Source organism: Mycobacterium sp. Soil_C_30, assembly GCF_057656995.1.
Genome location: NZ_JBDGJH010000009.1, coordinates 207,947 through 232,686, shown reverse-complemented (window position 1 = coordinate 232,686; position 24,740 = coordinate 207,947). Strand labels below are relative to the sequence as shown.

The window sequence follows — 24,740 nt, the reverse complement described above, 5'->3', positions numbered from 1 at the left end:
CGGCAGTACGGTGCTGCTACCGCCTCTGCGACAGTGCCGCCGAGAGTCGGTTCATCTCGCTACGTCTTGACCGTCAGCGCCACTTTCACACACTCGGCGGTCCGGGCGGCGACGGCGGCATAGGCCTGCGGCGCGGCGTCCAACGGCAGGAAGTCGGTGAAGATGCCGCTGGTGTCGAGGCGCCCGGCCCGGATCAGCGGCACCAGCTCCGGCCAGGTGCGTTGCACCGGTGCCGTGGTCATCCGCAGGGTCACGCTGCGCACCAGGCTCATCAGCGCCGGGAACGGGAACGGGTTCAGATCGTGGACGCCGATCACGGACACCGTGCCGCCGGCGCGTACGCACGTCAGCGCGTCGGTCATGGTGGTGTCATTGCCCACCGCGTCGATCACCGATGCCGCGCCGCGGCCGGCGGTGGCATCGAACACGGCACCCACCGCCGGCGGTGCCAGCGGCGTGGCGCCCGATCGCGCGGCCAGGTCGCGGCGGCCCTGCACCGGGTCGACCGCGAAGACAGTGCCCGCGCCCTGGGCGATGGCGCTGCGGACCGCGCACAGCCCGACCGCGCCCAGGCCGAGCACCACCACGGTGCCGCCCGGCGGGATGTCGGCCCGTTGGGCGCCCGCCCAGCCGGTGGCCAGGTTGTCGGTGAGCAGCAGCGCCGCTTCGGTGTCGATACCGTCGGGAATCGGCAACAGCTGGAAATCCGCGGCGGGCACGGCCAGCAGTTCCGACTGTGCACCCCCGAGAGCGCCGGATCCGAAGATCTGCGGCCCGGACACGCACGTGACGGGGTCGTGTGTCGCGCAGCCGGCGCAGCGGCCGCAGCCGGCGACCGAGGACACCAGCACCCGGTCTCCCACCGTCACGGTGCGCACGTCGGCGCCCACCTCGACGACGGTGCCCACCGCCTCGTGCCCGAGCGGAACCGGTTGTGGCAGTGGATAATCACCGTCGTAGAAGTGCAGATCGGAGCCGCAGATGGCGGCGGTGTCCACGGCCACCACGGCGCCGCCGGATCCGGGCAGGGCGGGATCGGCGACGGTGTCCACCCGGATCTGCCCGGGGGCGTCGATCAGTACGGTGCGCATGGTCCCCCTAGCTCAGGACAAAATCGTCGGGGTCAGGGCTGCGGGTCCAGGTCCAGAAGTCCACGAGCCGCCAGGGACTCAGCGAGTGCACCTTTCCGGCGGCGTCTTTGTAGAAGCTGTGTTCGATCGCCGGATGTGACCACACCATGGTCTCGAGTTCTGCCTGGCTGCGCCGGTACCAGTCGTCATAGCGGTCCTGCCGCGGCTCCATGGCGCGCTTACCGCCGGCGATCAGCAGGTCCAGGCACCCCATGATGTAGCGGACCTCGCACTCGGAGTGGAAGATCAGACTTCCGCCACTGGCCAGGTTGGTGCCGGGGCCGTAGAGGCAGAAGAAGTTCGGGAAGTCCGGCACGGTGATACCGAGATATGCCGACGGCTGGGGTCCCCAGTAGTCGTGTAGTTCGATTCCCTTGCGGCCGTGTACTTTCAGCGAGGACAGCATGTCGTTGACCCGGAAACCGGTGGCGTAGACCAGGACGTCGGCGGGATACCGGGTGCCGTCTGTCGCCACCACGGCATGAGGTTCGATACGCGCGACGCCGTCCCGGACCAGTTCCACGTTGTCGCGGGTCAGTGTGCGCAGCCAACTGCCGTTGTCCTGCAGGGTCCGTTTGCCGGTGGCGGGATAGTCGGGGATCACCTTCGCGAGAAGGTCTGAGTCACCGTCTATTTGGCTTGTGATCCAATCGGTGAACATCATCCGTGCCAGGTCGTTGGCGGCGCTGACGGAGGTCTGCTGATCGGGCCAGTCGGGGTCGATCCTGGCGGCGGCCAACCCGGTGTCGCAACCCGGCCAGAACAACAGGAAGCGGTACCAGCGTCCGTAGAACGGCAGGTGCCGCAGCGCCCACTGCACCCCGGGGCCCACCTTGGCGTGATAGTTGGGGTTCGGGAACATCCACTGGGCAGTGCGCTGGAAGACGGTCAGGCTCTCCACCCGGCCGGCGATGGCGGGTGCCACCTGGAACCCGGTGGCACCGGCGCCGATCATCACCACCCGCCTGCCGTCCAGGTCGACGTCATGGTCCCAGCGTGCGGTGTGAAAGGCCGGGCCGGCAAAGGTTTCCGCGCCGATGAAGTCCGGGACGTGCGGGGCGTTCAGCTGGCCGACAGCGCTGATCGCCGCCCGTGCGCGCAGGATCTCCCCGGTGTCGAGGTGGACGGCCCAGGTCGAGGTGGCCTCATCCCATTCGGCGCACGTGACGCCGGTGTTGAACCGGACGTGCGGGGTGACGCCGTGCTTGTCCATCACCGCCTGGAAATAGGCCTGCAGTTCCGGCTGCTGGGCGAAGAACTCCGACCAGTGGTCGTCAGGCTCGAAGCTGTAACAGTAGAAGTGATTGCCGACATCGACCCGGGCACCCGGATACGTGTTCTCCCACCAGGTTCCGCCCACGCCGGGGTTCTTCTCGATCACGGTGTAGGGGATGCCGGCCTGCTGCAGGCGGATCGCGGCCAGCAGGCCGGACTGTCCGGCGCCGATGACCACGACGGGGAACTCGGACCGGGCGGCCGCGGTCGAGCGGAACGTGGTGTCACGCTGGTCCCGGCCGTCGAGCTCCATCTCCTCGAGCATCATGGGCACGTACTCGGGCGCGACGTCCTCACACACCAGCCAGTCCATCATCCGCTTGAGCAGGGCGCCGTCCACGGCCGCGGGTTCGGGACAGCCGCGGTCGCGGTAGTCGCGGATGGTGTCGAGCGCCAGGGCGCGGGCTGCCGTCTTGTCCTGCTCGCTCATGAACCCCTGGACTTCGTTGAGGAACAGCCCGGCCGGTTTGAGCGGACCGTCCAGCAGGGCGGCGTCACCGCTCATGTGCACACAGGACAGCAGCAGTGCGGGTATGGAGACGTCTTCCAGGGCCGCCGCGATGTCGGCGTCGGAATCGGTGAACGGCACCCCAGCGTGCGGATTGCGAGCGGCCACCAGCCGAACGCTAGGGCATCGTTCCCGCCGTGTGTGCAGATTCCCGAAAGTGTCTACTGGCTCCAGTCCTTGAGCAGGTTCACATAGGGGGTGGGTGACACCGAGAGTCCACCGACATACGGGTGTTCCAACGCGAAGATCAGGTACACGACGAAGCCCAGCAGCGCCGCCGTCAGCCCCACCGCCACGCAGTGCACCAGCAGATCCCGGGTTCCCAGCAGGAAGGTGAAGGCCATGATCACGCCGCCGCCGCCCAGCAGCAGTACCCAGAGTTCGCCAGGTACCTGGGCGTCGCCGGTGGAGACGCGCATCTTGCGGTCGGCGGTCAGATCGTTCAGCCGGACGATGGCGTGATCGAAGAACGCGATCTGGTTGCGGGTTTCCGGCTGGACTTTGAGATAACTCTCCCAGACCGCGGTCAGCTGATCGGACTGTTCGTCGACCGTCTCTCCGCGACGCATCCTCGGGAACTCCTCGTCCACCACGTACCGGGTGTAGGCGAGCAGGTTCTGCTGCACCTCCTGCTGCGCTTCGGCGGGCAGGGCTGCCGAATCCCGCAACAGGTCGGTGATGGCGGTGGCCTCATCGCTGGTGGCGTCCTGGGCGTCGCCGAACTGTTCCCACACGACGACCACCACGAACGCCACCAGCACGGCATAAAGCACACCGCCCAGTTGAAAGACCGTGCCCGAGACCGCATTCGCATTCTCGAACCTGGTGTGGGGCACCAGCTTGCGGAACAGGATGAGTCCACCCACCGAGATCCCGACGATCGCGGCCACCCAGAGGGCGCCGAGCGCCGGGGGAGGTACCTGCAGGAGCCACAGCACGCCCGATTATCACCGCGCGAGGCCTCCCTCGGGTGCTCAACACACCGTTGGGGACCTACTGCTGCGCGACCGCCTGCAGCACCACGATGGCGCGCGCCCCGACCTTGAGGGTTTGGGTGGCCGCCACCGGATCACCGTCGACGGCACCGGGATCGGCGGCGGTGTCGATGACCGGCTGCCAGGCCGCACCGAATTCCTCGGGCGGAACCGTGAACTCGATCGGTTCGTGGTGGGCGTTGAAGCAGATCACGAACGAATCATCGGTGACGCGTTGACCGCGCGGATCGAGGTCGGGGATGCCGTGGCCGTTGAGGTACACCGCCACCGACTTGCCGAAGCCGGAGTCCCAGTCCTCGTCGTTCATCTCTGATCCGTCCGGGCGGAACCACGAGATGTCCGGGACACCGGCGGAGCCGCGCTGCCGAACCGGCCGGCCGTTGAAGAACCGGCGTCGCCGGAACACCGGGTGCTCGGCGCGCAAATTCGACACCTTGCGGGCGAAGTCCAGCAGTTCCTGGTCGGCCTCGTCCCAGTTGACCCAGGTGATCTCGTTGTCCTGGCAGTAGCCGTTGTTGTTGCCGCCCTGGGTGCGGCCCAGCTCATCACCGTGGCAGATCATCGGGACACCCTGGGAGAGCAGCAGGGTGGTCAGGAAGTTGCGCTGCTGCTGTGACCGCAGTGCGTTGATCTCCGGGTCATCGGTGGGGCCTTCGACGCCGCAGTTCCACGAGCGGTTGTGGCTCTCGCCGTCGTTGTTGTCCTCGCCGTTGGCCTCGTTGTGTTTCTCGTTGTAGGACACCAGGTCCCGCAGCGTGAAACCGTCGTGTGCGATCACGAAGTTGATCGATGCCACCGGCCGGCGTGCGGTGTGCTCGTAGAGATCGGCCGACCCGGTGAGCCGCGAGGCGAACTCGCCGAGGCTGGCGGCCTCCCCGCGCCAGAAGTCGCGAACGGTGTCGCGGTATTTGCCGTTCCACTCGGTCCACTGCGGCGGGAAGTTGCCCACCTGGTAGCCGCCGGGCCCGACGTCCCACGGTTCGGCGATCAGCTTCACCTGGCTGACCGTCGGATCCTGTTGCACCAGTTCGAAGAACGTCGACAACTTGTCGACGTCATAGAACTCACGGGCCAGTGTCGACGCGAGGTCGAACCGGAATCCGTCGACGTGCATCTCGGTGACCCAGTACCGCAACGAATCCATGATCAGCTGCAGCGAGTGCGGATGCCCGACGTTGAGGCTGTTGCCCGTGCCGGTGTAATCCATGTAGTACCGCTTGTCGTCATCGACGAGCCGGTAGTAGGCGGCGTTGTCGATACCGCGCATCGAGACCGTCGGGCCCATGTGGTTGCCCTCGGCGGTGTGGTTGTAGACCACGTCGAGGATCACTTCGATACCCGCCTCGTGCAGGGTGCGCACCATCGCCTTGAATTCCTGCACCTGGCCACCGGGGGTGCCGCTGCTGGAGTACTTGGAATCCGGGGCGAAGAAGCCGATGGTGTTGTAACCCCAGTAGTTCGACAGGCCCTTGTCGATCAGGGTCGAATCGTTGGCGAAGTGGTGCACCGGCATGAGCTCGATGGCGGTGACACCCAGCGCCTTGAGGTGATCGATGATCGCCGGATGGCCGATGGCGGAGTAGGTGCCGCGCATCGAGTCCGGGATGTCGGGGTGGGTCTCGGTCAGCCCTTTGACATGCGCTTCGTAGATGAAGCTGTCGGCGTACTCGTATTTGGGCGGGCGGTCGACGCCCCAGTCGAAGAACGGGTTGATCACCACCGACTTCGGCATGCTGGCCGCGGAGTCGTCGTCATTGCGGCTGTCCGGCTCACCGAAGTTGTATCCGAACAGCGACTGGTTCCAGTCGAAGTTGCCGTCGATGGCCTTCGAGTACGGGTCGAGCAACAGTTTGTTCGGGTTGCACCGCTGACCGTTACCGGGATCATACGGTCCGTGCACCCGGTAGCCGTAGCGCTGACCTGGTTCGATGCCGGGCAGAAAACCATGCCAGACGAAACCGTCGACCTCGGGGAGCGTGTAACGGGTCTCCCGGTAACCTCCGGCGCCCTCCTCCTCGAACAGGCAGAGTTCGACCTTCTCGGCGACCTCGCTGAACAGGGCGAAGTTGGTGCCCGAGCCGTCATAGGACGCGCCCAGCGGATACGCCTTACCGGGCCAGATCTCGGCCGGCTGGGATGCCGGGCTCACGTGCTGGCTCGCTTGCGCCGGGCGGTCATCACGGTCGACTCCTCGCGTTGGGGGTGAGGGGTTCAACCTATCCACTGACCTTTCTGGGTGCACACTGGCGCGTTTGGCGGCAGGAGCGTCATTCGGCGGCACGGTGCCGACCGTGATAGAGGGAGGCGGTGCTGGTACCCGAGCGCAGCGTGGTGGGTGACAGTGACCCGTTTCCACCGAATAACGCCAGGCCAGGGTCGCCGAACAGCTGTAGATCGGCGGCGACGACGCCTGCGTCAACCGAGCTCGCGTCGGGTGTCCACTGGTGCTCGGATGTGGTGTTCGCCATGTCGCCGTTCGTGCCTTTCCCTCTCGTAGGTCCGGGCGGGCGCCCGATCTCGAGCTGCGGGATACCCGAAACGGACCCGGTGAAACTGACCGTTGCGGCAATAACTCCGGGGTGGGTTCAGCCGGGGGTCGCCTCGTGTCCCGGGCGGCCGGGGGTGCGTCGGTCCTGTTTCATCTCTGCCTCGAAAACGTGGCGGATCCCACCCAGCAGCTCCTGGCGCACGGTCCGCTCGTGCTCGCGGAACACCGACCAGTAGACGTCGTCGAACTCTTCGACCACCTGGAACGTCCACCGGCCCGGCAGCACGTTGCGCCCCACCAGGTCGGTCTCCAACCGTTCGGCGATCTCGTCGTGGCCGGCGGCGCGCAATTTCTCGCACGCCTCGCCCACCTGGAAGTCGGCGTGTCCCATCAGCTGGTGGAAGGTGTACAGCGCGCCCCGGGCGCGTTCGATGGTCTCCAGCGCCTCGGACAGCTTGCCCGTGGCCTCTACGGTGGCGTCATCGACCCCGGCGGGCCGGCGGTCGAGGCCCTGTTCGGCCTGCTCAATGGACATCGGTCAGCCACCCTTCCGCGCGAGCTCGCCGATCCGGGTGGACTCCAGATTCTCGAGCAGATCAGCTGTGTCCTCGAAAACCGCTATCGCACCGGCAGTCTCGAGTTCGCCACGTGAAACGCCACCGGACAACAGGCCGATGCAGGGCACGCCGGCGCGCACACACGCTTCGACGTCCCACACCGCATCGCCGACGAAGACGGCGCGCTCTGCCGTCACTCCGGCCCGCTCCAACGCCACTGCGACGATGTCGGGCTCGGGTTTGGCGGTGTCCACGTCCTCCGACGACGTCACCGTCGACACCACGTCCTCGCTGTCGAGAACCCGGCGCAACAACTGCAGTTCGTCTTCGGGCGCCGAGGTGGCCAGCACCGCCTGCAGACCCAGTTGCTCGACCCGCTCGAGCAGTGCCCGGGCTCCCGGCAGCTGCTTCAACAGACCGGCCGTCTCCTGGTAGTAGCGCGAGTGCAGATCTTTGAGCCGGTGCTGCACATCCTCCTCGGCGCCATCGGACAACGTGTCCACCAGAGTGGAGCCGTCCATTCCGATACACCGGTGCACCCGCCAGGAGGACACCTCGAAGTGCTCCTCGGCAAAGGCCCGGGACCAGGCGTGGACGTGGAGGTAGTTCGAATCGACCAGGGTGCCGTCGACATCGAAGAGAACTGCAGCGGAACGCACCACGCTCAATTACCCGCTCCGCAGCCGCCCTATCTTCTCCCGACGAGAAAGATTTTTGACAAATTCGCCCGAACGTAAAACCGGGTCCGAAGTGGGCGTTCACCCCATCACAGCGGTACCGGCGGTCCGGGTAATCCCCCGAACCCCCTTGAAACCGCCCGCGAACCGTCCATACTCAGCCTTGTGACGTCGATGAATGCCACCTCGGGTCCCGCCATCCTGGCCGCCACGAGTGAAGGTGGTGGCGCCGCACTGGATCAAGTGCTCGGTCTGTCCGTGGCCGCCGGCATCGTGACCGTGGTGCTGTTGTGGATCGGTTACCAGCACCGGACCCGCAAGATCACGTGGCTCCAGACCTTCGCCGGCCGTACCGGTGCCAAGTTCAACCGGCCACCCTGGGTGGCGTTGCAGGTCTTCCTGTTCACCGCCACCATCATCTGTGCGCTGTTCGGCTTCATCTGGGATGTCAGCCTGCACATCGGGAAGGGTCGCGACTCGGGTCCGCTGGCGAACCCCGCGCACTACTTCATCCTGTTCGGGCTCTTCCTGCTGTTCATCGCCGGAGCGCTCTCGGTCGTACTGCCGTACGACAAGCCAGGCTCGGCCGCGGTGCGCATCACGCGTACCTGGTTCGCCCCGGTGGGCGGTCTGTTGATGACGGCGTGCGGGTTGTACGCGCTGATCGGCTTCCCCCTCGACGACGTGTGGCACCGGATCTTCGGCCAAGACGTCACATTGTGGGGCCCGACGCACCTGATGTTGATCGGCGGCGCCGGGCTCTCGCTGATCGCGGTGCTGCTGCTGGAATACGAAGGCAGACGGGCCATGGGACCGGACGCGCCCCCGGACACCAAGTTCCTGAAGTTCGTCCAGTACTTGTCTTTCGGCGGGTTGCTCATCGGATTGTCGGTGTACCAGATCGAATACGACTTCGGCGTCGAGCAGTTCCGCCTGGCCCTGCAGCCGATGATGATCGCCGGTGCCGCGGCGCTGGGATTGGTGGCCGCGCGTCTGGTGCTCGGCCGTGGTGCGGCCATCGCCGCCGCGCTGATCGCGATCGGGCTGCGCGGCGCCGTGGCACTCGTGGTGGGCCCGGTGCTGGGGGCGCCCACCAGCTGGTTCCCGCTGTATCTCGGCCCGGCCATCGTGGTCGAACTGCTGGCCCTCACCCCGCTGATCAAGCGGCACATCGTCTTCGGCGCGGTCGCGGGACTGCTCGTGGGCACCGCCGGGTTGTGGTTGGAGTCGCTGTGGATCGCGGCGGTCTACCACTACCCGTGGCCCACCAGCATGTGGGCCGAAGCCCTCGGCATGGCGATCCCGGTGGCGGTGCTCATGGGTGTCTGCGGTGCGCTGCTGGCCATGGTGCTCACCGGGGTGCGGCTACCGCGGCCCGCGATCGGAATCAGCCTGGTGGTCTTGACGGTACTGGTCATCGGCGGCGCGGTGGCCAACGGTCTGCGCACCGAGGTTCCGGAGAATGCCACGGCCACAATCGCGTTGACCGACCTACCCGCGCAGAATGACCAGCGGATGGTGTCGGCCGACGTCCGGATCAATCCGCCGGACCTCATCAGTGACAACCCTGAGTGGGTGACGATTCTGGCCTGGCAGGGTGGTCTGGAGAACGAACGCGGGTTGGTGATAGACCGGCTCGATCGGGTCGGCCCCGGGCACTACCGGTCCACCCGACCCATCCCGGTGTCAGGCACGTGGAAGACGCTGTTGCGCGTCCAGGACGGCACCACCATGGCGGGCGTGCCGATCTTCCTGGCCGGCGACCCTGGAATCGGCGCCCAGGAAGTGCCGGCCGAGGCCAACGCCACCCGGGATTTCGTCCCCGAGATCACCATCCTGCAGCGCGAACGCAACTTCGACCACCCGAGCTGGCTGTTCACGGCGGCGTCGATCGTGGTGCTCATCTGCACACTGATCCTGATCGCCGCCCTGACGTGGGGTGCCGGCCGGATCAACGGCAGCGAACCCGAACCGGCTCAGCGCAAGGACACCCGACCGAGGGTGTCCCCCGGTACATGACAACGCACCACGACGTCATCTACCTCGCCGACCACACCCTGCTGCTCGCTCTGCCCGCCCTGATCCCCGCCGTGATCGTCGCCGGGGTGGTGCTCTTCATCGCGGTACGCGACCGGCGTCAGGGTGACGATCCGGCGGAACCCAACGAAGGGGAACAGTGAGGTACCGTACTGCGTGCGTGCTGATCGGCACAGCGTTGGTGCTCAGCGGTTGCGGCACAAGCCAATCCGGCCCCGCCCAGTCCGGTGCCATGCCGTCAGGCAGCGCGTCCGCGGGAGCCCCGCCGGCGAGCGGCGTGTCGTCCAGCCAGGCCGAGCCGGCACCATCCGGTCCCTCGCTCGACATCACCATCGCCGCAGGTACGGTGACCCCCACCAACGCCACCCTGGAAGCGCAGGTGGGTACCCCGATCACCGTGAACGTCAGCAGCGACGCCGCCGATGAGCTACACGTGCACGCCGTACCGGAGTACACGTTCGAGGTGAAAGCCGCTCCCGCGCAGACCTTTCAGTTCACCGTCGACATACCCGGACGCGTCGAGGTGGAGCTGCATGAACTGCACCGCACCGTGGCGACCATCCAGGTTCGCCCGTGACCCAGGCCGCCATGCTCGCCCATGGGCTCGGTGGCTCGACGGATCTGCCGATCCCGCCCACCTACGCCCTGATCGGCGCGGCGTGGGCGCTGACGTTGACGTTCGTCGTCGTGGCGTTCGCGTGGCGCTCTCCGCGCTTCGATCCGGCCAAACCGGGCCGCCGCCTGCCTGATCGGCTCAGCCGCGTCGTCGACAGCCCGGTCACCCGGTGGACGGCTGCCATCCTGGTGCTCGCGCTGGCGGTCTGGGTGCTGGTGCTGGCCGCGACCGCTCCACAGGACGCCGACAATCCACTGCCCGGGACGTTCTACGTGCTGCTATGGGTGGGTGTGGTGGCGGTGTCGGTGGTGGTGGGTCCGGTATGGCGGGTGATCTCTCCCGTGCGCACCGTATGGCGGTTCCTGCCAACCAGATTGGCCGCGGGGCGGCGCGATTACCCGCCCGGGTGGGGGTACCGGCCCGCGGCGCTGGGCTTGTTCGCGTTCGTGTGGCTGGAACTGGCCAGCCCCGATCCCGGCTCGGTGTTCGCGATTTCGCTGTGGCTGTTGGTGTATGCGGTGGCGATGTTCGCCGGAGCGGCCGTCTGCGGCGCCCGCTGGTTCACGCGGGCAGACCCGTTCGAGGTCTACAGCGTTGCCGCGTCGCGCATGTCGCCGTTTCGGCGCAACTCCGCGGGTGTGCTGGTGGTCGGTAATCCGTTCGACCATCTCCGTACGCTTCCGGTGCGTCGGGGCACCGTCACGGTGCTGGCCGTGCTGCTGGGATCGACGGCGTTCGACAGCTTCTCGGCCATGCCGGGGTGGCGCAGTTTCGTCGACGGGATCAGCGATGACCCGTGGGTGGCCAGCGGTGTGCGCACCCTCGGGTTGGCGGTGTTCATCGCCGTGGTGGGAGTGTCGTTCTGGGGGGCGGCGCGGGCCACCGGGGGAGTGGACGCCGAGCGACGCCGTCGGCTCCCGGGGCAGCTGGCGCACTCGCTGATTCCCATCGTGATCGGATACGTTGCGGCGCATTACCTTTCGTATCTCGTCGAGCGCGGGCAACAGACGGTGATCCTGCTGGTCGAACCCCTGGGCCTGAGCTGGGACGTGCACTACATCCTGTCCACCCACCCCGGCGTGCTGGCCACCATCAAGGTCGGTTGCGTGGTCGCCGGCCACATGGCCGGGGTGGTCGCCGCGCACGACGCGGCCCTGCGCCTGCTACCCAAGAGGCATCAGCTGACCGGGCAGCTCGTGATGATGCTGGTGATGGTCGCCTACACCTTCACCGGCCTGTACCTGCTGTTCGGCGGATGACGCCTCAGGGCGCCGTCGCCAGGACGGCCAAGGCGTCGGCCGTTCGGCTGCAGTAGGCCTCCCGATCCGCCAACCCGCGCGTCATCGCGCGTGTCGCGGTCGAGGCCACCAGGAAGTCGAACACCGCATCGGACCGGATATCCCGTTGTGCTGCAGGCAATTTCGCCAGCGTGGGCGCCAACAGGTCGGCCATGGCGGTTCGTACGTCGAGTTCGGATCGCACCACCAGGCGTTCGTAGAGTTCTTCGTCGCGATGGTAGGCGGCCAGCAATCCGGGCAGTGCGGCCCGCGTCACCGGGTCGGCCAGCCACTCCAGGAACATCGCCGTCCACGCCCGCAGATCCGCGCGCAGATCGCCGGTGGCGACCGGAAGCGGCGCGGGCTGTGCGTGCCCGAACGCGGCCTCCTCGATCAGCGCTTCCTTATTGGGCCAGCGGCGGTAGATCGTCGGGGCGCCCACACCGGCGCGGCGCGCGATCGCCACCACCGTGGCGCCCTGATAGCCGGCCTCCACCAGCAGTTCGCGGGTGGCCGCCACGACGGCGATGTCCTTCTCGGGATCGCGCGGCCGGCCCGCGGTCGGTGCAGGTGCAGCCGTCACCGGTGGAACCCTACCCGCGTTTCGTTATCGGCTGTAAAGCAATCCGGCCGCGTCCGGCGACGCGCCCACTGGAACACTTGTGCGGTGTCATCCGCTGAGCGAACCGCGTTCCCGTTGGGAATGGCACTGCTGGTGGCCGGGTGTTTCTTCATGGAGATCCTCGACGCCACGATCATCACCCCGGCCATCCCGCTGATCGCCTCGTCCTTCGGCGTCGAACCGGTGGACGTCAACGTCGCGATCTCGGCGTATCTGGTGACCGTCGCGGTGCTGATACCCGCCACCGGATGGATGACCGACCGGTTCGGTATCCGCCGCGTCTTCCTCACCGCGATCGTCGTGTTCACCCTGGCCTCGATCGGCTGCGCGCTCAGCGTCTCGCTGCCCATGTTGGTGGGGATGCGGGTGCTGCAGGGAATCGGCGGGGCCATGATGGTGCCCGTCGGCAGGCTCGCGGTACTGCGCTACAGCGACAAGCTCGACCGGGTGCGCGCCATTGCGCTGCTCACCTGGCCGGCACTGGCCGCACCGGTGGTGGCGCCCGTCCTCGGCGGTGCCATCGCCACGCTCGGCTCATGGCGGTGGATCTTCATCGTCAACATCCCGATCGGGATCGCCGGTTTCCTGTTGGCGCTCAAGCTGATGCGCGGCGGGCCCGCCGACTCGGCGCGGCCTCTGGACTGGCGCGGCCTGCTGGCCCTGGGCGCGGGAATCGCGGCGGCGCTGATCGCCCTGGAGAGCATCCGCGTCACCGGCACCGACTGGCTGCTCGTGGCGATCGGTGGTGCCGTCGCCGTGGTCCTGCTCGGGGGCGCCGTCGTCCACCTGCGCCGCGCCGCACAGCCGCTGATCAGGCTGAGTGTGCTCAGGTTCCGGTCGTTACGGATCACCGTCACCGCCGGATCGCTGTACCGGATGGTCATCACCTCGGTCCCGTTCCTGCTGCCGCTGCAATTCCAGCTGGTGTTCGGCTGGACCCCCTTCATGGCCGGGCTGATGGTGGCCGCGCTGTTCGCCGGCAATCTGACCATCAAGCCGGTCACCACGCCGCTGATGCGACGGTTCGGGATCAAGCGGGTGCTGCTCGTCAACGGTGTGGTGTCGGTCGGGTGGTTCGCGCTGCTGGCGGTGCTGCAGCCGGGACTGCCGGTGTGGGCCATCGTGGTGATCCTCTACGTCAGCGGCGCGCTGCGCTCCATCGGCTTCACCGCCTACAACACCCTGGCCTTCGCCGACGTCGAAGGCGACAACCTCACCCACGGCAACACGCTGAACGCCTCGGTGCAGGAACTCGCCGCCGGTGTGGGCATCGCGGTGGCGGCGCTGCTGCTCAGCCAGCTGACCCCGCTGGCGGGCGGCGACCTCGGCACGGCCTACACCTGGACGTACCTGGTGCTCGCCGGGATGCTGGCGCTGACGCTCATCGAAACCGTTCGCCTGCCCCGCGACACCGGTGCCGAGGTCAGCGGGACCCGCATCCGGCGTTGACCGAACCGGCAGTGACTACGGTGGGCACCATGGCCCGCAAGTACGCAACCGCTGACCGTGTGGAACTCGATCAGCTGCTGGAGTTCGTGAAGCCGCGGCACCAGATGATCCTGACCACCTTTCGGCCCGACAAGAGTCCGCAGAGCTCACCTGTCACCGGAGGGGTTCACGACGGTCGCCTGGTGATCTCCACATATCCGCAGCGCGCCAAGACCGTCAACATCCGGCGCAACGGCGCCGCCAGCGTCGTGGTGCTCTCCGACGAGTTCAACGGTCCGTATGTCCAGATCGACGGCGACGCCGAGATCGTCGACCTGCCCGAGGCGGTGGACGCACTGGTCGACTACTACCGCGCGATCGCCGGTGAACACCCCGCCTGGGACGAGTACCGGCAGGCCATGCAGGACCAGGGCAAGTGTCTGATCCGGATCACGCCGGCCCGCTGGGGGCCGGTGGCCACGGGCGGCTTTCCGCCACCTGATCAGCCGCGCAACTGATCCAGCCGGTCCCGTAGCTCGGTGATGCGGGCCGAGGCGGCCAGCCCGGCCTGCTCGGCGTCGGCGTAGGCCTGTTCCGCCTCCTGCAGGGCACGTTCGGCATCGCGGAGGCGGCGCTGCGCCTGTTCGTGGTGTGTCCTGGCCGCGGCCAGATCCTTGTGGCGGCTCAGCATCAACTCGTCGGTGTCCGACTTGGCCCGCCGCGCCTCGGCGATCGCCGCGCGGGCGGCTTCGAGCTCACGACGGCGGGTCCGATCCTGCTCGCTGGCCCGCTCACGGGTTTTCTCGGTGGGCTTCTTCACCGGCGGCCCGGGCGGCGGCTTCTTCGGGACCGGCCCTTTGGCGGTGGACACACCGAACCCGAACCCCGACCACTGCTCGGCCTTGACCAGTGTGCCCAGCCGCTCGGCCACCTCAGGGTCGGCGATCGCCGCCTGCAGGGTGGCCGTCACGTCATCATGCAACGCGGCCGAGGGGTTGGCCACGTCGGCGGCGGCGAACGCCGCCTTGCTCAACTGGGTCACCAGCTGGCGTTGTTCGGCCGACAGCGCCCGGATGCGGTCGCCGTCCATCTCGGCGTGCGCGTCGCGTAACTGGGCGGACAGGTCACGAAGCCGGTCGCGGGCGTCGTCGTCACTGTGCACCAGGGAGTTGACCACCCAGGCGGCCGTCGTCGGTTTACGCGCCGCGGTGATCCGTTTGGCCGCCTCGGTGTCTCCGCGTTCCTTGGCGGCCTTGGCCAATGCGGTGCGCAGTGCGGTGAACTCCTCCGGCCTTGCTGCGTACAGCTGAGCAAGCTCCTCGTCGGCCATACCCACCATCATCGCGCCTACCCTGGCAGGTGATGACGCTCGATTTCACCAAGCTGAAGCTCCGCCAGCGCGACGGCGTGACGTGTGGGCCCAGTACCGCGATCGTCGCGGCGGCCATGCTGGACCCCGAGTACGCCGCCCGGCTGGAACTCACCGGCTGGTTCGAGTCGGAACAGGCCACCCTGCACCGGCAGCTCAACACCGTGTGGCCGCGCGCCTTGGGCACCACACCGTGCGGCATGGTGGAGGCGCTCAACGCCCACAGCAAGGGGGTGCGCTACCACTGGCGGTTCGCCCGAGCCGCTCAGCTGGACGCCATCCGTACCGCCGTGACCGCGGGATGGCCGGTGCCGATGCTGCTGGGCAAGGTGATCCCGCGGCACTGGGTGCTGCTGATCGGATTCGAAGGCGGACGGTTCCGCATCTATGACCCGGGCCGGGGCGACGTGCTGCTGGCGACACCCGCAGAGTTGCGTGGTGGTCTCGGCTTCCCCCAGGTGTTCGGCTACGTGGTGCCGGACCTGGGCACCTAGCTCAGCGAGGCGGCGATCGCGTCGAAGGCGGCCAGGGTGGAGAACAGCTTGGCGGTGTCCTGGGGCAACGGCCAGCTGGACAGTTTGGCGGCCACCATGTCGGCGGCGCGGTTGATGTAGATCATCTGGCCGTGGATGCCGATGCACATCAGCACGTTGTCACCGGGATAAGGCAACCAGATCTGATTGCGGTACATGCCGCCGGGCATCCGGTTGTCATCCGGGCTGGCGGCGAACGCGGCCCGGGAGTCCGGCCCGCCGGTCAGAGTGTCGGCCACCCACGCCTGCGGCAACACCTGCACACCGGTGCGTGATACCCCGTCGGACAGGAACAGGGAGCCGAACCGGGCCAAGTCGCTCAGGCAGGCGTTGATGCCGCCGTCGAACATGCCGGTGCCCACCGGGTCCACGCCGATGCTGGCGTCGTTGCGCGCACCCAGGTGGCCCCAGACCAGTGTGGACATCAGTTCCGGCATCCGCTGCCCGGCGGCGGCCTCGCACACCCAGCCCAGCACGTCGGTCTCGCACGAGCGGTAGTGGAACGGGCCGCCGTGCGGTGCGGCCTGGCGCAACGTCGCCAGGAAGCCGTACATCGTGGCCGGCAGGTCGGGGACGGTACGCGGTGCCCAGCCGATGGCCTGCTCGAGCAACCGCACCTCGGCAAGCGGGTTCAGGTACTCCTCGGAAAACGCTATACCGGAACGCATGTCGAGCAGATTGCGAACGGTGGCGCCCGCATAACCGGACGCCGCCAGCTCGGGTACGTAGGCGGTCACCTCAGCGTCGACGTCGAGTACGCCGGCACCCGACAGTGCGCCGACGACGCCGGCGATCAGCGTCTTGGAAACCGACATCAGGATGTGGACGGTGTCCGGGGTCATCCCGCCGTGGTAGTGCTCGGCGAGGGTTCTGCCGTGCTGCACCACCATCCAGCCGTCGGTGACCGTCTCCGCCATCACGTCGCCCACGGTGGTCTGCCTGGCGTGGGTGGCGTCGTAGAACGGCAGTTCCGCGAGCGCGGTGGGTTCCGGCGGCAGCTCGGCGACCGGCCCCGTGCCCCGTGAGATCGCCGCGACGGGCAGGAAATCGGCCATGTGCTGAAACGCCCAGTGCAGCTGCTCCGGCGACTGCCAGTTGGCCAGCGTCAGGTCCGGCGGCACACGGCCGATCAATCCCGCCCCCCGAGGTCGGAGTGCGCTCCCGGGTGGCCGTGGCTGAGCAGTGCGGCACAGGCGGCCACCGCGGTGTCGGTGATGCTGCGGATGTCGTCGCCGTCTTCCATGGTGTTGGCGGTCAACTCGCGCAGCCCACCCAGCAGGATCAGCGCCAGCGGCCGCGTCACGGGAGGGAACTGCGCGCGCACGAAGCCCGGATTGGCGGTCAGGTCCATCAGCATGTCGGTGAGACGTTCCATGCTGCGACGCTGGACCGGCCGGGCGCGGTCGCCGAGTGCCGGGAACTCGCGGATCCACGCCAGCCAGATCGCGGGCCGAGAGGCGATGGTGTTCACGTAGGACTCGATGGCCTGCTCCACCTGGCGGTACCAGTGTGCGTCGGGATCCACGGCGGCGCGGATATCGGCGATCATCCGCGCGTTGTCGATGTCGAGCAGTTCGAGCAGGCAGTCGTCCTTGTTGCCGAACTGGTCGTAGAACGTCCGCTTGGAGGTCTTGGCGTGCCGCACGATATCGGCCACCGTCGTCTCCCGGTAACCGCGCTCTTCGATGGAGGCGGCCAGCCCTTCGAGGAGGCGAGTCCGGAACGGGTCCTCACCAGCGGTGGACCCGGGGACATCGACATCGGCCACGCCACCATCCTCCCCCATCCGTCGCCCGGGCAGGGCGGCATGCCTTGCCACCGTTGGTACCACCGGGTACCGTGGGGGGAACACCACGCGGTACGGTGCGGTACCGCGGTAATGGAGGGGGCCGATCCATGACCGTGCACGCCGAACCAGAACCGGACATCGCACTCCGGGTGCCACCGATGGCGCCGGTACCCAAGGTGCTGCAGGGCCTCGGCTACGCGCTGTTCCGCAGGCAGACCATCAGCGTGTTGCGCGCCCGCTACGGCAGCGCCTTCACCATCCGCGTACCGGTGTTCGGCAACATGGTGGTGGTCACCGACCCGCTGCTGGCCAAGCAGGTCTTCACCGCCAGCACCGAGGACCTGGGCAACATCCAGCCCAACCTGAGCAGGATCTTCGGGCCCGGCTCGGTGTTCGCCCTCGAGGGCGCCGAACACCGCCGTCGGCGCAAGTTGCTGACCCCACCGTTTCACGGCAAGGCGATGAAGAACTACGAACGCATCGTCGAAGAGGAGACGGTGCGGGAGACGGCTTCCTGGCGTGACGGCGAGGAGCTCGAAACCCTCGAGCCGATGATGCGGATAACGCTGAACATCATCCTGCGCGCCATCTTCGGTGCCGACGGTGCGCGTCTGCAGACGCTGCAGCGCATCATCCCGCCGTGGGTGACGCTCGGCTCCAGGCTGGCGATCTTACCCACGCCGGCAAGGACTTTCGGTTCGTGGACCCCATGGGGCCGGCTGGAGTCCTACCGCCGCGAATACAACGCCGTGGTGGACCAGCTGATCGAACAGGCGCGCCGCGATCCGGCGCTGGAGCAGCGCACCGACATCCTGGCGCTGCTGTTGCGCAGCACCTACGAGGACGGCTCGCCCATGTCGCGCAGTGAGATCGGCGACGAGCTGCTGACGTTGCTGGCTGCCGGCCACGAGACCACCGCGTCGACGCTGGCATGGAGCTTCGAGCGGATCTCCCGGCATCCGGCCGTGCTGGCCCGGCTGGTCGAGGAAGCGAGCGGCGACGGCAACGAATACCGCCAGGCCGTCATCCTGGAAGTGCAGCGCAACCGCACCGTCATCGATTTCGCGGGCAGGCACGTCCTGGCGCAAGGGTTCGAACTCGGTGAATACCGGATACCGCAGGGTTATTCGGTGAGCGTCGCGATCGGCCAGGTGCACGGCAACTCGGACGAATTCCCCGACCCGGAGGTGTTCGACCCCGAACGCTTCCTCGGCAAGCGGCCGAACACCTTCGCCTGGGTGCCGTTCGGTGGCGGCACCCGGCGCTGTGTCGGCGCTGCGTTCGCCAACATGGAGATGGACGTGGTGCTGCGAACGGTGTTGCGCGACTTCAGAATAGACACCACCTCGCGCGCAGGTGAGAAGTGGCATTCCCGCGGAATCGCGTTCACACCCAAGAACGGCGGCCGGGTCACCGTGCACCGCCGCGCAGTCACGGGCGCGCCGGGAACGCCCGCGGCGTGAACAGACTCACGGTGAGTGAGCCGGCGACCAGGGCGACCGCCACCCAGGGCAGCCAGGCCGGACCCAGGGTGGGCAACAGGGCAGCGCCCAGTGCCGCTCCGCCGGCGATACCGATGTTGGCGGTCGAATTGACCCAGGCGCCGGCCATTTCCGGCGACACTGCGTGGGTGCGCACCGAACAGGCCTGGTAGATCAGCGGCACCCCGCCGAAGGCCCCGTTCCAGACCGCGGCGGCCAGTACCAATGGAATCAGCGCCGGGAAGCCCGCGCCGAACGCGGTCACGGCGAGCACAACGGCGCCCAGCGACAGCCACGTCGTACGGCGGGGATTGCGATCCAGACCGCGGCCGGCCAGCCACAGCCCGAGCAGTCCACAAGCGCCGCACACCAACAGGATCGGACCGATGAACGCCGGTGCCGCCCCGGCGCCGAGCAGGAGAACGCTGATGAACGTGTACAGCGTGAACTGACCCAGGTAGGTCAGGGTGTTCCCGGCGGCGACCGCGGTCAGGTCGCGGCGGCGGCCGCTGCTCTCGGCCGGACGCTCCGGTGTGCCGGAGTCGACGGCGGGCAGCAGCCGGGTCACCAGCAGCAGCGTCACCACGGCCAGGGCGGCCAACAGCCCGAACGACAGCCGCCATCCGACGGCGTTGCCGAGCGATGTCGAAATCGGCACGCCCAGAACAAAACCCGCCGAGGCGCCGCCGGTGGCGATGGACAACGCCCGGCCGACGAGCGCACGGTCCACCAGGCGTGGCACGTAGCCGATACACAACGAGAAGAACAGTGCGTGGGTGATGCCGCCGATCACGCGTCCCGCGGCCAGCACCGCGAAGGCCGGCGCCAGGGCCACCACGGCGTTGCTCAGGGCGTAACACGCCAGCGTGGACAGCAGCAGTGGCTTGCGGGGCAGGCGAGCGGTGATCAGCGTCAGCGGCACCGCGAGGACCGCGACCATGGTTGCGTACAGGCTCACCAACAGGCCCGTGCTGGCGTCGGAGGCGCCGAAGGTCTGCCCGATCGCGGGTAACAGACCGATGGGCAGCATCTCGGTGGTGACCGCCAGGCACGAGGCCAGGGCAAGCGACAACAGGCCGGGCAGGCTCTGGCGCACGCTCGTCTGAGCCGGGCGGGAAGGCTGAACTGCGGTCACTGCAATTAATATACTCAGCCGTCGAGTTTATTCAACCGGATAAGCCCGCTGGGTAAGGTGTTCGCCGATATGCCCCAGGAGCAGCGATCGGCCGACCAGTTGCGGTGGCTCAGCGCCGCGCAACTGCTGGCGTTGGTCCGCGCCGAACCCGGCATCACCCGGGCGGCCGCGGCTGCGCGGCTGGGCATCGGCAGCGGCAGTGCCACTGACCTGTTGGCGCGGTTACGGCGGGCATGGCTGCTCGACGAGCTACCCGCGCCGGCCCAGGGGCGGGGCAGGCCCACGAGCGTTCTGGTGCCGCACCCCGGAGGCCCGCTGGTGCTGGCCGCCGAGGTGCGGGCCGCAGACTGGCGGTTGGCCACCGCCGGGTTGGACGGCCGCTGGCAGGTGATCGATCGCGGCGAACATGCCGGCAAGCGGCTGCCGCGGTTGCTCACCGAACTGGGCGCGGCGCTGGCCGCGGCCCATGAGCGCGATCCCGACCGTATCGGCGCGGTCTCGGTGTCGGTGGCCGGCACGGTCAGCGGGTCGCGGCTGGTGCAGTTCACCACCAGAGGCTGGAAAGACGTCGAGTTGTCCGTACTGACCGAACGGCTACCTGCCGGGGTGCCGCTGTTGATCGGCAACGACGCCACCCTGGCCGGACTGGCCGAGGCGCGCACGGGTGCGGCCCGGTCGGCGGGCACCGCACTGCATCTCATCGTCGCGGTCGGCTTGGGCGGGACGTTGGTGGTCGACGGCGTTCCGCTGGCCGGAGCCCACGGCGCCGCCGGCGAGTACGGCCATGTGCCGTTCGGCGACCCGGATCTGGTGTGCCCGTGCGGGGCCCGGGCCTGCTGGGACCTGACCGTCGACGGGCGTGCGCTGGCGCGTCATCTCGGGGCGGCTCCGCCGGACGATCCGGTCGAGTACGCCCACAGCCTGCTGGAGGCTACGTCCACGACCCGCACCCGCGCAGCGTTCACCGAGGTGGCCACCGCCCTGGGGCGCGGGGTGGGGGGACTGGTGAATCTGCACGATCCCGACGTGGTGACACTCGGTGGGCTGGCCGTGGGCTTGCGCGCTGCTGCGCCCGCAGCTTTTCAGCAGGCCTATCTGGACGGATTGATGGCGTTCCGCAAGGCCGCGGCCCCACCCGTGCTCGATGGACTGCACGGCGACGAAGCGCCGCTGCTGGGCGCCGTCCTACGCGGCCTGGACCACCTCACCACCGAGGCCGCGCTGGCGGAGTGGGCGCGCGCACACGCCCACTCCGGTTGATCAGGCGTTCTGGGTCGCCCGCTTGGGCAGCTTCCAGCCTGCGCGCGGGAAGTGGCAGGTGTAGCCATTCGGGTAGTGCACCAGGTAGTCCTGGTGCTCCGGCTCGGCTTCCCAGAAGTCGCTTGCGGGAGTCACCTCGGTGACCACCTTGCCGGGCCACAGACCGGAGGCGTCCACATCGGCGATGGTGTCCTCCGCGACGCGCTTCTGCTCGTCGTCGAGGTAGAAGATCGCCGACCGGTAGCTGGTGCCGACGTCGTTGCCCTGACGATCCTTGGTGCTCGGATCGTGGATCTGGAAAAAGAACTCCAGCAGGGTGCGAAAGTCGGTCTGTGCCGGGTCGTACTCGATCTCGATGGCTTCGGCGTGCCCGGGATGATTCCGGTACGTCGGATGATCGTTGGCACCGCCGGTGTAGCCGACGCGGGTCGAGACGACGCCGGGCTGCTTGCGGATCAGATCCTGCATGCCCCAGAAGCAGCCGCCCGCCAGGATCGCGGTCTTGGTAGCGCTCACGCCTGTGCCTCCTTGAAGAGCTTGGTGTACTGGCCGTACCCCTCCGACTCGAGGTCGTCGAGGTGGATGAATCTCAGCGAAGCCGAGTTGATGCAGTAGCGCAACCCACCCTGATCGCGGGGACCGTCGTCGAACAGGTGTCCCAGATGGCTGTCACCGTGTGCGGAGCGCACCTCGGTGCGGATCATGAAATGGCTCAGATCGCGCTTCTCCAGCACGTTCTCCGCTTCGATGGGCTTGGTGAAACTCGGCCACCCGCTGCCGCTCTCGAATTTGTCCACCGAGGCGAACAGCGGCTCGCCGGACACCACGTCGACGTAGATACCGGGCTCGTGGTTGTCCCAGTACTCGCCGGTGAACGGGCGTTCGGTGCCGTTCTTCTGCGTCACCTGGTACTGCTCGGGTGACAAAGCGTTGATCGCGTCCGGATTCTTGTTATAGGCCCTGGTCATGTGTCCTTCCTTGTCAGACTGTCTGTATAACCTCAAGTCACGTTCAGATAGTCCTGCAACCGTCCTGTTTACCGGCGTACCCAGCCGTCCGGGGTTGCACGCCACGACCCGCTTCACCAGGGTGGACCACTCTCGACAAACGCGGCTAGAACGTGTTCTAGTTCTGATTGTGACGGCTGCAAGCACTTTCACCCGCGACGAGCTGACCGCCGCGTTCGCCACGTTCGAGCAGACGGTGGACCGCGCGGCGCGCACCCAGGACTGGGACGCCTGGGTGGAGCACTACACCGACGACGTGACCTATGTCGAGCACGCGGCGGGCACCATGCACGGCCGTGACGCGGTCCGCTCCTGGATCTGGAAAACCATGACGGTGTTTCCCGGCAGCTACATGACGTCGTTCCCGTCGCTGTGGAGTGTCATCGACGAGCCGACCGGTCGCGTGATCTGCGAACTCGACAACCCGATGCGCGATCCCGGCGACGGCACCGTCATCAGTGCCACCAACATCTCCATCGTCACCTACGCCGGCGACGGCAAATGGCGGCGTCAGGAGGACATCTACAACCCGCTGCGGTTCGTGGCGGCCAGCGTCAAGTGGTGCCGCAAAGCGGAGGCACTCGGCACTCTCGACGACGAGGCGGCGGCGTGGTTCGCCAAGTACGGGAAACGCTCATGAGCCCGGTCGACGAGCCCGGGGGACGAGGGGGAGAGAGGACCGGGCGCGGGACGACGGCTCTGGTGATCGGCGCCAACGGATTCCTCGGCTCGCACGTCACGCGCCGGCTCGTCGCTGCCGGCGAGGACGTCCGCGTCATGGTGCGGCCGAGCGCCAACACCGTCAGCATCGACGACCTGGACGTCACCCGGTTCGTCGGCGACATCTTCGACCTCGACACCGTGCGCGCGGCGATGGCCGGCTGCGACGTCGTGTACTACTGCGTGGTCGACACCCGCGCGTGGTTGCGAGATCCTGCGCCGCTGTTCCGCACCAACGTCGAAGGGTTGCGCGGGGTGCTCGACGTGGCCGTCTCGAGCGGCCTGCGGAAGTTCGTGTTCACCAGCAGCTACTCGACAGTGGGGCGCAAGCACGGGCGCGTCGCCACCGAGAGGGACGAGATCGACCGGCATGGACTGACGGCCTACGTCCGCTCGCGGGTGCAGGCCGAGGACCTGGTGTTGGAGTACGCCAGGACCAAAGGTCTGCCGGCGGTGGCGATGTGCGTGGCCAGCACCTACGGCCGCGGCGATTACGGCATGACACCGCACGGCGCGCTGATCGCCGGGACGGTGTTCGGGAAGATGCCGTTTGTACTCGACCGGATCTCACTCGAGGCGGTGGGCGTCGAAGACGCGGCAGACGCACTGATCAAGGCCGCCGAACACGGTCGCCCGGGTGAACGCTACCTGGTCTCCGAGCGGATGATCAGCAACGCCGAGGTGGTCCGGATAGCCGCCGACGAGGCCGGCGTGGACCCACCCACACGGACCATTCCGCTGCCCGCGCTGTGGGCCATGGCGGCCGTCGGCACACTCAAGGCGCGACTGCGCGGCACGGACGAGCGGCTGACGCTGGAATCGGTGCGGCTGATGCGGGCCGAAGCGCGCGTGGACTGCGCGAAGGCACGTCGCGAACTGCAGTGGGAGCCCCGGCCGGTGCAGGAGTCGGTGCGCGAAGCCGCGCGGTTCTGGGCGGATATGCGCGCGGAGCGCAGGAAGGCCCGCGCGTCGGACTAGCGTGGACTCATGGGTGTTCCCGTGAATCTGAACGGCCCGCCCCAGACCATGTTGGCGACGCTGTATGCCAAAGCGCTCGACGCCGACGCGCCCCGGCCGATCCTGGGCGATCGGTTCGCCAAGGCGGCCGTCGAGAAGATCGACTACGACTGGGCCCGCACCACGATCGACGCCCGCCGCGCCCCGGCGGTGACCACCCGAAGCGCACACTTCGACCACTGGGCGGCGCAGTTCCTGGCCGCTCATCCGAAAGCAGCGGTGCTGCACCTGGGCTGCGGCCTGGACGCGCGGGTGTTCCGCCTGGACCCCGGACCGGGCGTCGAGTGGTTCGATGTCGACCACCCCGAGGTGATCGGCCTGCGTACACAGGTCTATCCGCAGCGTGACCACACGCACGTCGTCGCCGCCTCGGTCACGGATCCGGGCTGGCTGACCGGTATCGCCGCAGACCGCCCCGCCCTGCTGATCGGCGAGGGCCTGACCATGTACCTCACGCGTGAGGACGGGGTGGCCATGCTGCGTCGGGTGGTCGAGCACTTCGGGTCCGGTGAGCTGCAGTTCGACGCGTTCAACCGCCTCGGCATTCGTGCGCAATTCACCAATTCCGTGGTCCGGCGGTCCGGCTCGACGCTGTCGTGGGGCATCGATTCTCCCGATGACATCACCGGCGCCGTTCCGGGAACCCGGCTGCTGGCCTGGGTCTCGGCCTTCCAGGCCGACAGCTTCCGTGCGGTGCCGCGGGCCTACCGAATCCTCGGCGCGGCGATGAGTTCGGTACCCGCCCTGCGGAACATGGCGACCTACCATCGCTACGCATTCGGTGGCCGTTGACAGGACGTGCGGTGGCCCCGGCGTTCC

Annotated in this window: 26 protein-coding genes; 12 read left to right on the top strand and 14 right to left on the bottom strand. The window is 67.9% G+C overall.

From position 1 onward, the window contains the following. Nucleotides 1-59: 59 nt before the first annotated feature. From AC3A6P_RS18985 to AC3A6P_RS18955, 7 genes are all read right to left on the bottom strand, one after another. A complete protein-coding gene (locus tag AC3A6P_RS18985; protein ID WP_487693212.1) occupies nucleotides 60-1,091 on the bottom strand; it encodes an alcohol dehydrogenase catalytic domain-containing protein in 1,032 nt (343 codons plus the stop codon). 7 nt (nucleotides 1,092-1,098) lie between these two features. Beyond that, nucleotides 1,099-3,024, bottom strand: a complete 1,926-nt coding sequence (locus AC3A6P_RS18980; RefSeq protein ID WP_487693265.1) for a flavin-containing monooxygenase — start codon at nucleotides 3,022-3,024, stop codon at nucleotides 1,099-1,101. A 50-nt stretch (nucleotides 3,025-3,074) separates the two neighbouring features. Further along, nucleotides 3,075-3,851, bottom strand: coding sequence for a bestrophin-like domain (locus AC3A6P_RS18975; RefSeq protein WP_487693211.1), 777 nt, complete (start codon nucleotides 3,849-3,851; stop codon nucleotides 3,075-3,077). Between the two features lie 55 nt (nucleotides 3,852-3,906). Continuing rightward, the gene (glgX, locus tag AC3A6P_RS18970) at nucleotides 3,907-6,057 is read right to left on the bottom strand and encodes a glycogen debranching protein GlgX (RefSeq protein ID WP_487693210.1); all 2,151 of its coding nucleotides are present in this window, start codon (nucleotides 6,055-6,057) and stop codon (nucleotides 3,907-3,909) included. Between the two features lie 118 nt (nucleotides 6,058-6,175). Further along, nucleotides 6,176-6,376 (bottom strand): hypothetical protein, encoded by a 201-nt coding sequence (locus tag AC3A6P_RS18965; RefSeq protein WP_487693209.1) that lies wholly within the window; start codon nucleotides 6,374-6,376, stop codon nucleotides 6,176-6,178. 117 nt (nucleotides 6,377-6,493) lie between these two features. Next, entirely contained in the window at nucleotides 6,494-6,931 is a 438-nt protein-coding gene (locus AC3A6P_RS18960) for a hypothetical protein (protein WP_487693208.1), read from the bottom strand. A gap of 3 nt (nucleotides 6,932-6,934) precedes the next feature. Then, complete coding sequence (locus AC3A6P_RS18955) at nucleotides 6,935-7,615, bottom strand: HAD family hydrolase (protein WP_487693264.1); 681 nt, start codon at nucleotides 7,613-7,615, stop codon at nucleotides 6,935-6,937. A 189-nt stretch (nucleotides 7,616-7,804) separates the two neighbouring features. On the opposite strand from AC3A6P_RS18955, the gene AC3A6P_RS18950 reads away from it, so the two are divergent. The 4 genes from AC3A6P_RS18950 to AC3A6P_RS18935 are packed head-to-tail and all read left to right on the top strand — an operon-like array spanning nucleotide 7,805 to nucleotide 11,542. Next, nucleotides 7,805-9,649, top strand: coding sequence for a hypothetical protein (locus tag AC3A6P_RS18950; protein ID WP_487693263.1), 1,845 nt, complete (start codon nucleotides 7,805-7,807; stop codon nucleotides 9,647-9,649). After that, nucleotides 9,646-9,810, top strand: a complete 165-nt coding sequence (locus AC3A6P_RS18945) for a hypothetical protein (RefSeq protein ID WP_487693207.1) — start codon at nucleotides 9,646-9,648, stop codon at nucleotides 9,808-9,810. The genes AC3A6P_RS18950 and AC3A6P_RS18945 overlap by 4 nt, the downstream gene beginning before the upstream one ends. 17 nt (nucleotides 9,811-9,827) lie before the next feature. Further along, nucleotides 9,828-10,244, top strand: coding sequence for a hypothetical protein (locus tag AC3A6P_RS18940; protein ID WP_487693206.1), 417 nt, complete (start codon nucleotides 9,828-9,830; stop codon nucleotides 10,242-10,244). Between the two features lie 11 nt (nucleotides 10,245-10,255). Then, on the top strand, nucleotides 10,256-11,542 hold the full coding sequence (locus AC3A6P_RS18935; protein WP_487693262.1) for a hypothetical protein: 1,287 nt from the start codon (nucleotides 10,256-10,258) through the stop codon (nucleotides 11,540-11,542). 4 nt (nucleotides 11,543-11,546) lie between these two features. On the opposite strand, the gene AC3A6P_RS18930 is transcribed toward AC3A6P_RS18935, so the two are convergent. After that, a complete protein-coding gene (locus AC3A6P_RS18930; protein ID WP_487693205.1) occupies nucleotides 11,547-12,143 on the bottom strand; it encodes a TetR/AcrR family transcriptional regulator in 597 nt (198 codons plus the stop codon). Between the two features lie 120 nt (nucleotides 12,144-12,263). On the opposite strand from AC3A6P_RS18930, the gene AC3A6P_RS18925 reads away from it, so the two are divergent. Together AC3A6P_RS18925 and AC3A6P_RS18920 are read left to right on the top strand one after the other, a co-directional pair. Next, nucleotides 12,264-13,631, top strand: a complete 1,368-nt coding sequence (locus AC3A6P_RS18925) for an MFS transporter (protein WP_487693261.1) — start codon at nucleotides 12,264-12,266, stop codon at nucleotides 13,629-13,631. Between the two features lie 29 nt (nucleotides 13,632-13,660). Next, nucleotides 13,661-14,128: a PPOX class F420-dependent oxidoreductase gene (locus AC3A6P_RS18920; RefSeq protein ID WP_487693204.1), complete on the top strand. Its 468-nt coding sequence runs from the start codon at nucleotides 13,661-13,663 to the stop codon at nucleotides 14,126-14,128. Here the strand turns inward: AC3A6P_RS18920 and AC3A6P_RS18915 are convergent. Further along, nucleotides 14,113-14,940 (bottom strand): hypothetical protein, encoded by an 828-nt coding sequence (locus AC3A6P_RS18915; RefSeq protein WP_487693203.1) that lies wholly within the window; start codon nucleotides 14,938-14,940, stop codon nucleotides 14,113-14,115. The genes AC3A6P_RS18920 and AC3A6P_RS18915 overlap by 16 nt on opposite strands. 32 nt (nucleotides 14,941-14,972) lie before the next feature. On the opposite strand from AC3A6P_RS18915, the gene AC3A6P_RS18910 reads away from it, so the two are divergent. Beyond that, the gene (locus AC3A6P_RS18910) at nucleotides 14,973-15,473 is read left to right on the top strand and encodes a hypothetical protein (protein ID WP_487693202.1); all 501 of its coding nucleotides are present in this window, start codon (nucleotides 14,973-14,975) and stop codon (nucleotides 15,471-15,473) included. Here the strand turns inward: AC3A6P_RS18910 and AC3A6P_RS18905 are convergent. Then, nucleotides 15,470-16,645 carry a serine hydrolase domain-containing protein gene (locus AC3A6P_RS18905; RefSeq protein WP_487693201.1) on the bottom strand — a complete coding sequence of 392 codons (1,176 nt, stop codon included), beginning with the start codon at nucleotides 16,643-16,645 and terminating at the stop codon, nucleotides 15,470-15,472. The genes AC3A6P_RS18910 and AC3A6P_RS18905 overlap by 4 nt on opposite strands. Beyond that, nucleotides 16,642-17,298, bottom strand: coding sequence for a TetR/AcrR family transcriptional regulator (locus tag AC3A6P_RS18900; protein ID WP_487693260.1), 657 nt, complete (start codon nucleotides 17,296-17,298; stop codon nucleotides 16,642-16,644). The genes AC3A6P_RS18905 and AC3A6P_RS18900 overlap by 4 nt, the downstream gene beginning before the upstream one ends. Before the next feature lie 110 nt (nucleotides 17,299-17,408). Here AC3A6P_RS18900 and AC3A6P_RS18895 point away from each other — a divergent pair, with 110 nt between their 5' ends. Continuing rightward, nucleotides 17,409-18,764, top strand: coding sequence for a cytochrome P450 (locus tag AC3A6P_RS18895; protein WP_487693200.1), 1,356 nt, complete (start codon nucleotides 17,409-17,411; stop codon nucleotides 18,762-18,764). On the opposite strand, the gene AC3A6P_RS18890 is transcribed toward AC3A6P_RS18895, so the two are convergent. Continuing rightward, nucleotides 18,733-19,917, bottom strand: coding sequence for an MFS transporter (locus tag AC3A6P_RS18890; protein WP_487693199.1), 1,185 nt, complete (start codon nucleotides 19,915-19,917; stop codon nucleotides 18,733-18,735). The genes AC3A6P_RS18895 and AC3A6P_RS18890 overlap by 32 nt on opposite strands. A 69-nt stretch (nucleotides 19,918-19,986) precedes the next feature. Between AC3A6P_RS18890 and AC3A6P_RS18885 the strand changes: the two genes are divergently transcribed. Beyond that, the gene (locus AC3A6P_RS18885) at nucleotides 19,987-21,177 is read left to right on the top strand and encodes an ROK family transcriptional regulator (protein WP_487693198.1); all 1,191 of its coding nucleotides are present in this window, start codon (nucleotides 19,987-19,989) and stop codon (nucleotides 21,175-21,177) included. On the opposite strand, the gene msrA is transcribed toward AC3A6P_RS18885, so the two are convergent. Then, on the bottom strand, nucleotides 21,178-21,693 hold the full coding sequence (gene msrA, locus AC3A6P_RS18880) for a peptide-methionine (S)-S-oxide reductase MsrA (RefSeq protein ID WP_487693197.1): 516 nt from the start codon (nucleotides 21,691-21,693) through the stop codon (nucleotides 21,178-21,180). Next, nucleotides 21,690-22,145: a peptide-methionine (R)-S-oxide reductase MsrB gene (gene msrB / locus AC3A6P_RS18875; protein WP_487693196.1), complete on the bottom strand. Its 456-nt coding sequence runs from the start codon at nucleotides 22,143-22,145 to the stop codon at nucleotides 21,690-21,692. Before msrB ends, msrA begins: the two co-directional genes overlap by 4 nt. Nucleotides 22,146-22,314: 169 nt before the next feature. On the opposite strand from msrB, the gene AC3A6P_RS18870 reads away from it, so the two are divergent. Genes AC3A6P_RS18870 through AC3A6P_RS18860 form a run of 3 tightly spaced genes read left to right on the top strand, consistent with a single transcriptional unit; the run spans nucleotide 22,315 to nucleotide 24,713 of the window. Further along, nucleotides 22,315-22,824, top strand: a complete 510-nt coding sequence (locus AC3A6P_RS18870) for a nuclear transport factor 2 family protein (protein WP_487693195.1) — start codon at nucleotides 22,315-22,317, stop codon at nucleotides 22,822-22,824. Further along, nucleotides 22,821-23,882, top strand: coding sequence for an NAD-dependent epimerase/dehydratase family protein (locus AC3A6P_RS18865; protein WP_487693194.1), 1,062 nt, complete (start codon nucleotides 22,821-22,823; stop codon nucleotides 23,880-23,882). Before AC3A6P_RS18870 ends, AC3A6P_RS18865 begins: the two co-directional genes overlap by 4 nt. A gap of 9 nt (nucleotides 23,883-23,891) precedes the next feature. Beyond that, nucleotides 23,892-24,713, top strand: coding sequence for a class I SAM-dependent methyltransferase (locus AC3A6P_RS18860; protein WP_487693193.1), 822 nt, complete (start codon nucleotides 23,892-23,894; stop codon nucleotides 24,711-24,713). Nucleotides 24,714-24,740: the final 27 nt, after the last annotated feature.

Bases quoted from the DNA above. Each gene is read 5' to 3' on its own strand.
- AC3A6P_RS18885 (WP_487693198.1), top strand. From the start codon at position 19,987: ATGCCCCAGGAGCAGCGATCGGCCGACCAGTTGCGGTGGCTCAGCGCC.
- AC3A6P_RS18900 (WP_487693260.1), bottom strand. From the start codon at position 17,298: ATGGGGGAGGATGGTGGCGTGGCCGATGTCGATGTCCCCGGGTCCACC.
- AC3A6P_RS18985 (WP_487693212.1), bottom strand. From the start codon at position 1,091: ATGCGCACCGTACTGATCGACGCCCCCGGGCAGATCCGGGTGGACACC.
- AC3A6P_RS18965 (WP_487693209.1), bottom strand. From the start codon at position 6,376: ATGGCGAACACCACATCCGAGCACCAGTGGACACCCGACGCGAGCTCG.
- AC3A6P_RS18945 (WP_487693207.1), top strand. From the start codon at position 9,646: ATGACAACGCACCACGACGTCATCTACCTCGCCGACCACACCCTGCTG.
- AC3A6P_RS18960 (WP_487693208.1), bottom strand. From the start codon at position 6,931: ATGTCCATTGAGCAGGCCGAACAGGGCCTCGACCGCCGGCCCGCCGGG.
- AC3A6P_RS18950 (WP_487693263.1), top strand. From the start codon at position 7,805: ATGAATGCCACCTCGGGTCCCGCCATCCTGGCCGCCACGAGTGAAGGT.
- AC3A6P_RS18865 (WP_487693194.1), top strand. From the start codon at position 22,821: ATGAGCCCGGTCGACGAGCCCGGGGGACGAGGGGGAGAGAGGACCGGG.
- AC3A6P_RS18910 (WP_487693202.1), top strand. From the start codon at position 14,973: ATGACGCTCGATTTCACCAAGCTGAAGCTCCGCCAGCGCGACGGCGTG.
- AC3A6P_RS18860 (WP_487693193.1), top strand. From the start codon at position 23,892: ATGGGTGTTCCCGTGAATCTGAACGGCCCGCCCCAGACCATGTTGGCG.
- AC3A6P_RS18935 (WP_487693262.1), top strand. From the start codon at position 10,256: ATGCTCGCCCATGGGCTCGGTGGCTCGACGGATCTGCCGATCCCGCCC.
- AC3A6P_RS18915 (WP_487693203.1), bottom strand. From the start codon at position 14,940: ATGGCCGACGAGGAGCTTGCTCAGCTGTACGCAGCAAGGCCGGAGGAG.
- AC3A6P_RS18920 (WP_487693204.1), top strand. From the start codon at position 13,661: ATGGCCCGCAAGTACGCAACCGCTGACCGTGTGGAACTCGATCAGCTG.
- AC3A6P_RS18925 (WP_487693261.1), top strand. From the start codon at position 12,264: ATGGCACTGCTGGTGGCCGGGTGTTTCTTCATGGAGATCCTCGACGCC.
- msrB (WP_487693196.1), bottom strand. From the start codon at position 22,145: ATGACCAGGGCCTATAACAAGAATCCGGACGCGATCAACGCTTTGTCA.
- AC3A6P_RS18895 (WP_487693200.1), top strand. From the start codon at position 17,409: ATGACCGTGCACGCCGAACCAGAACCGGACATCGCACTCCGGGTGCCA.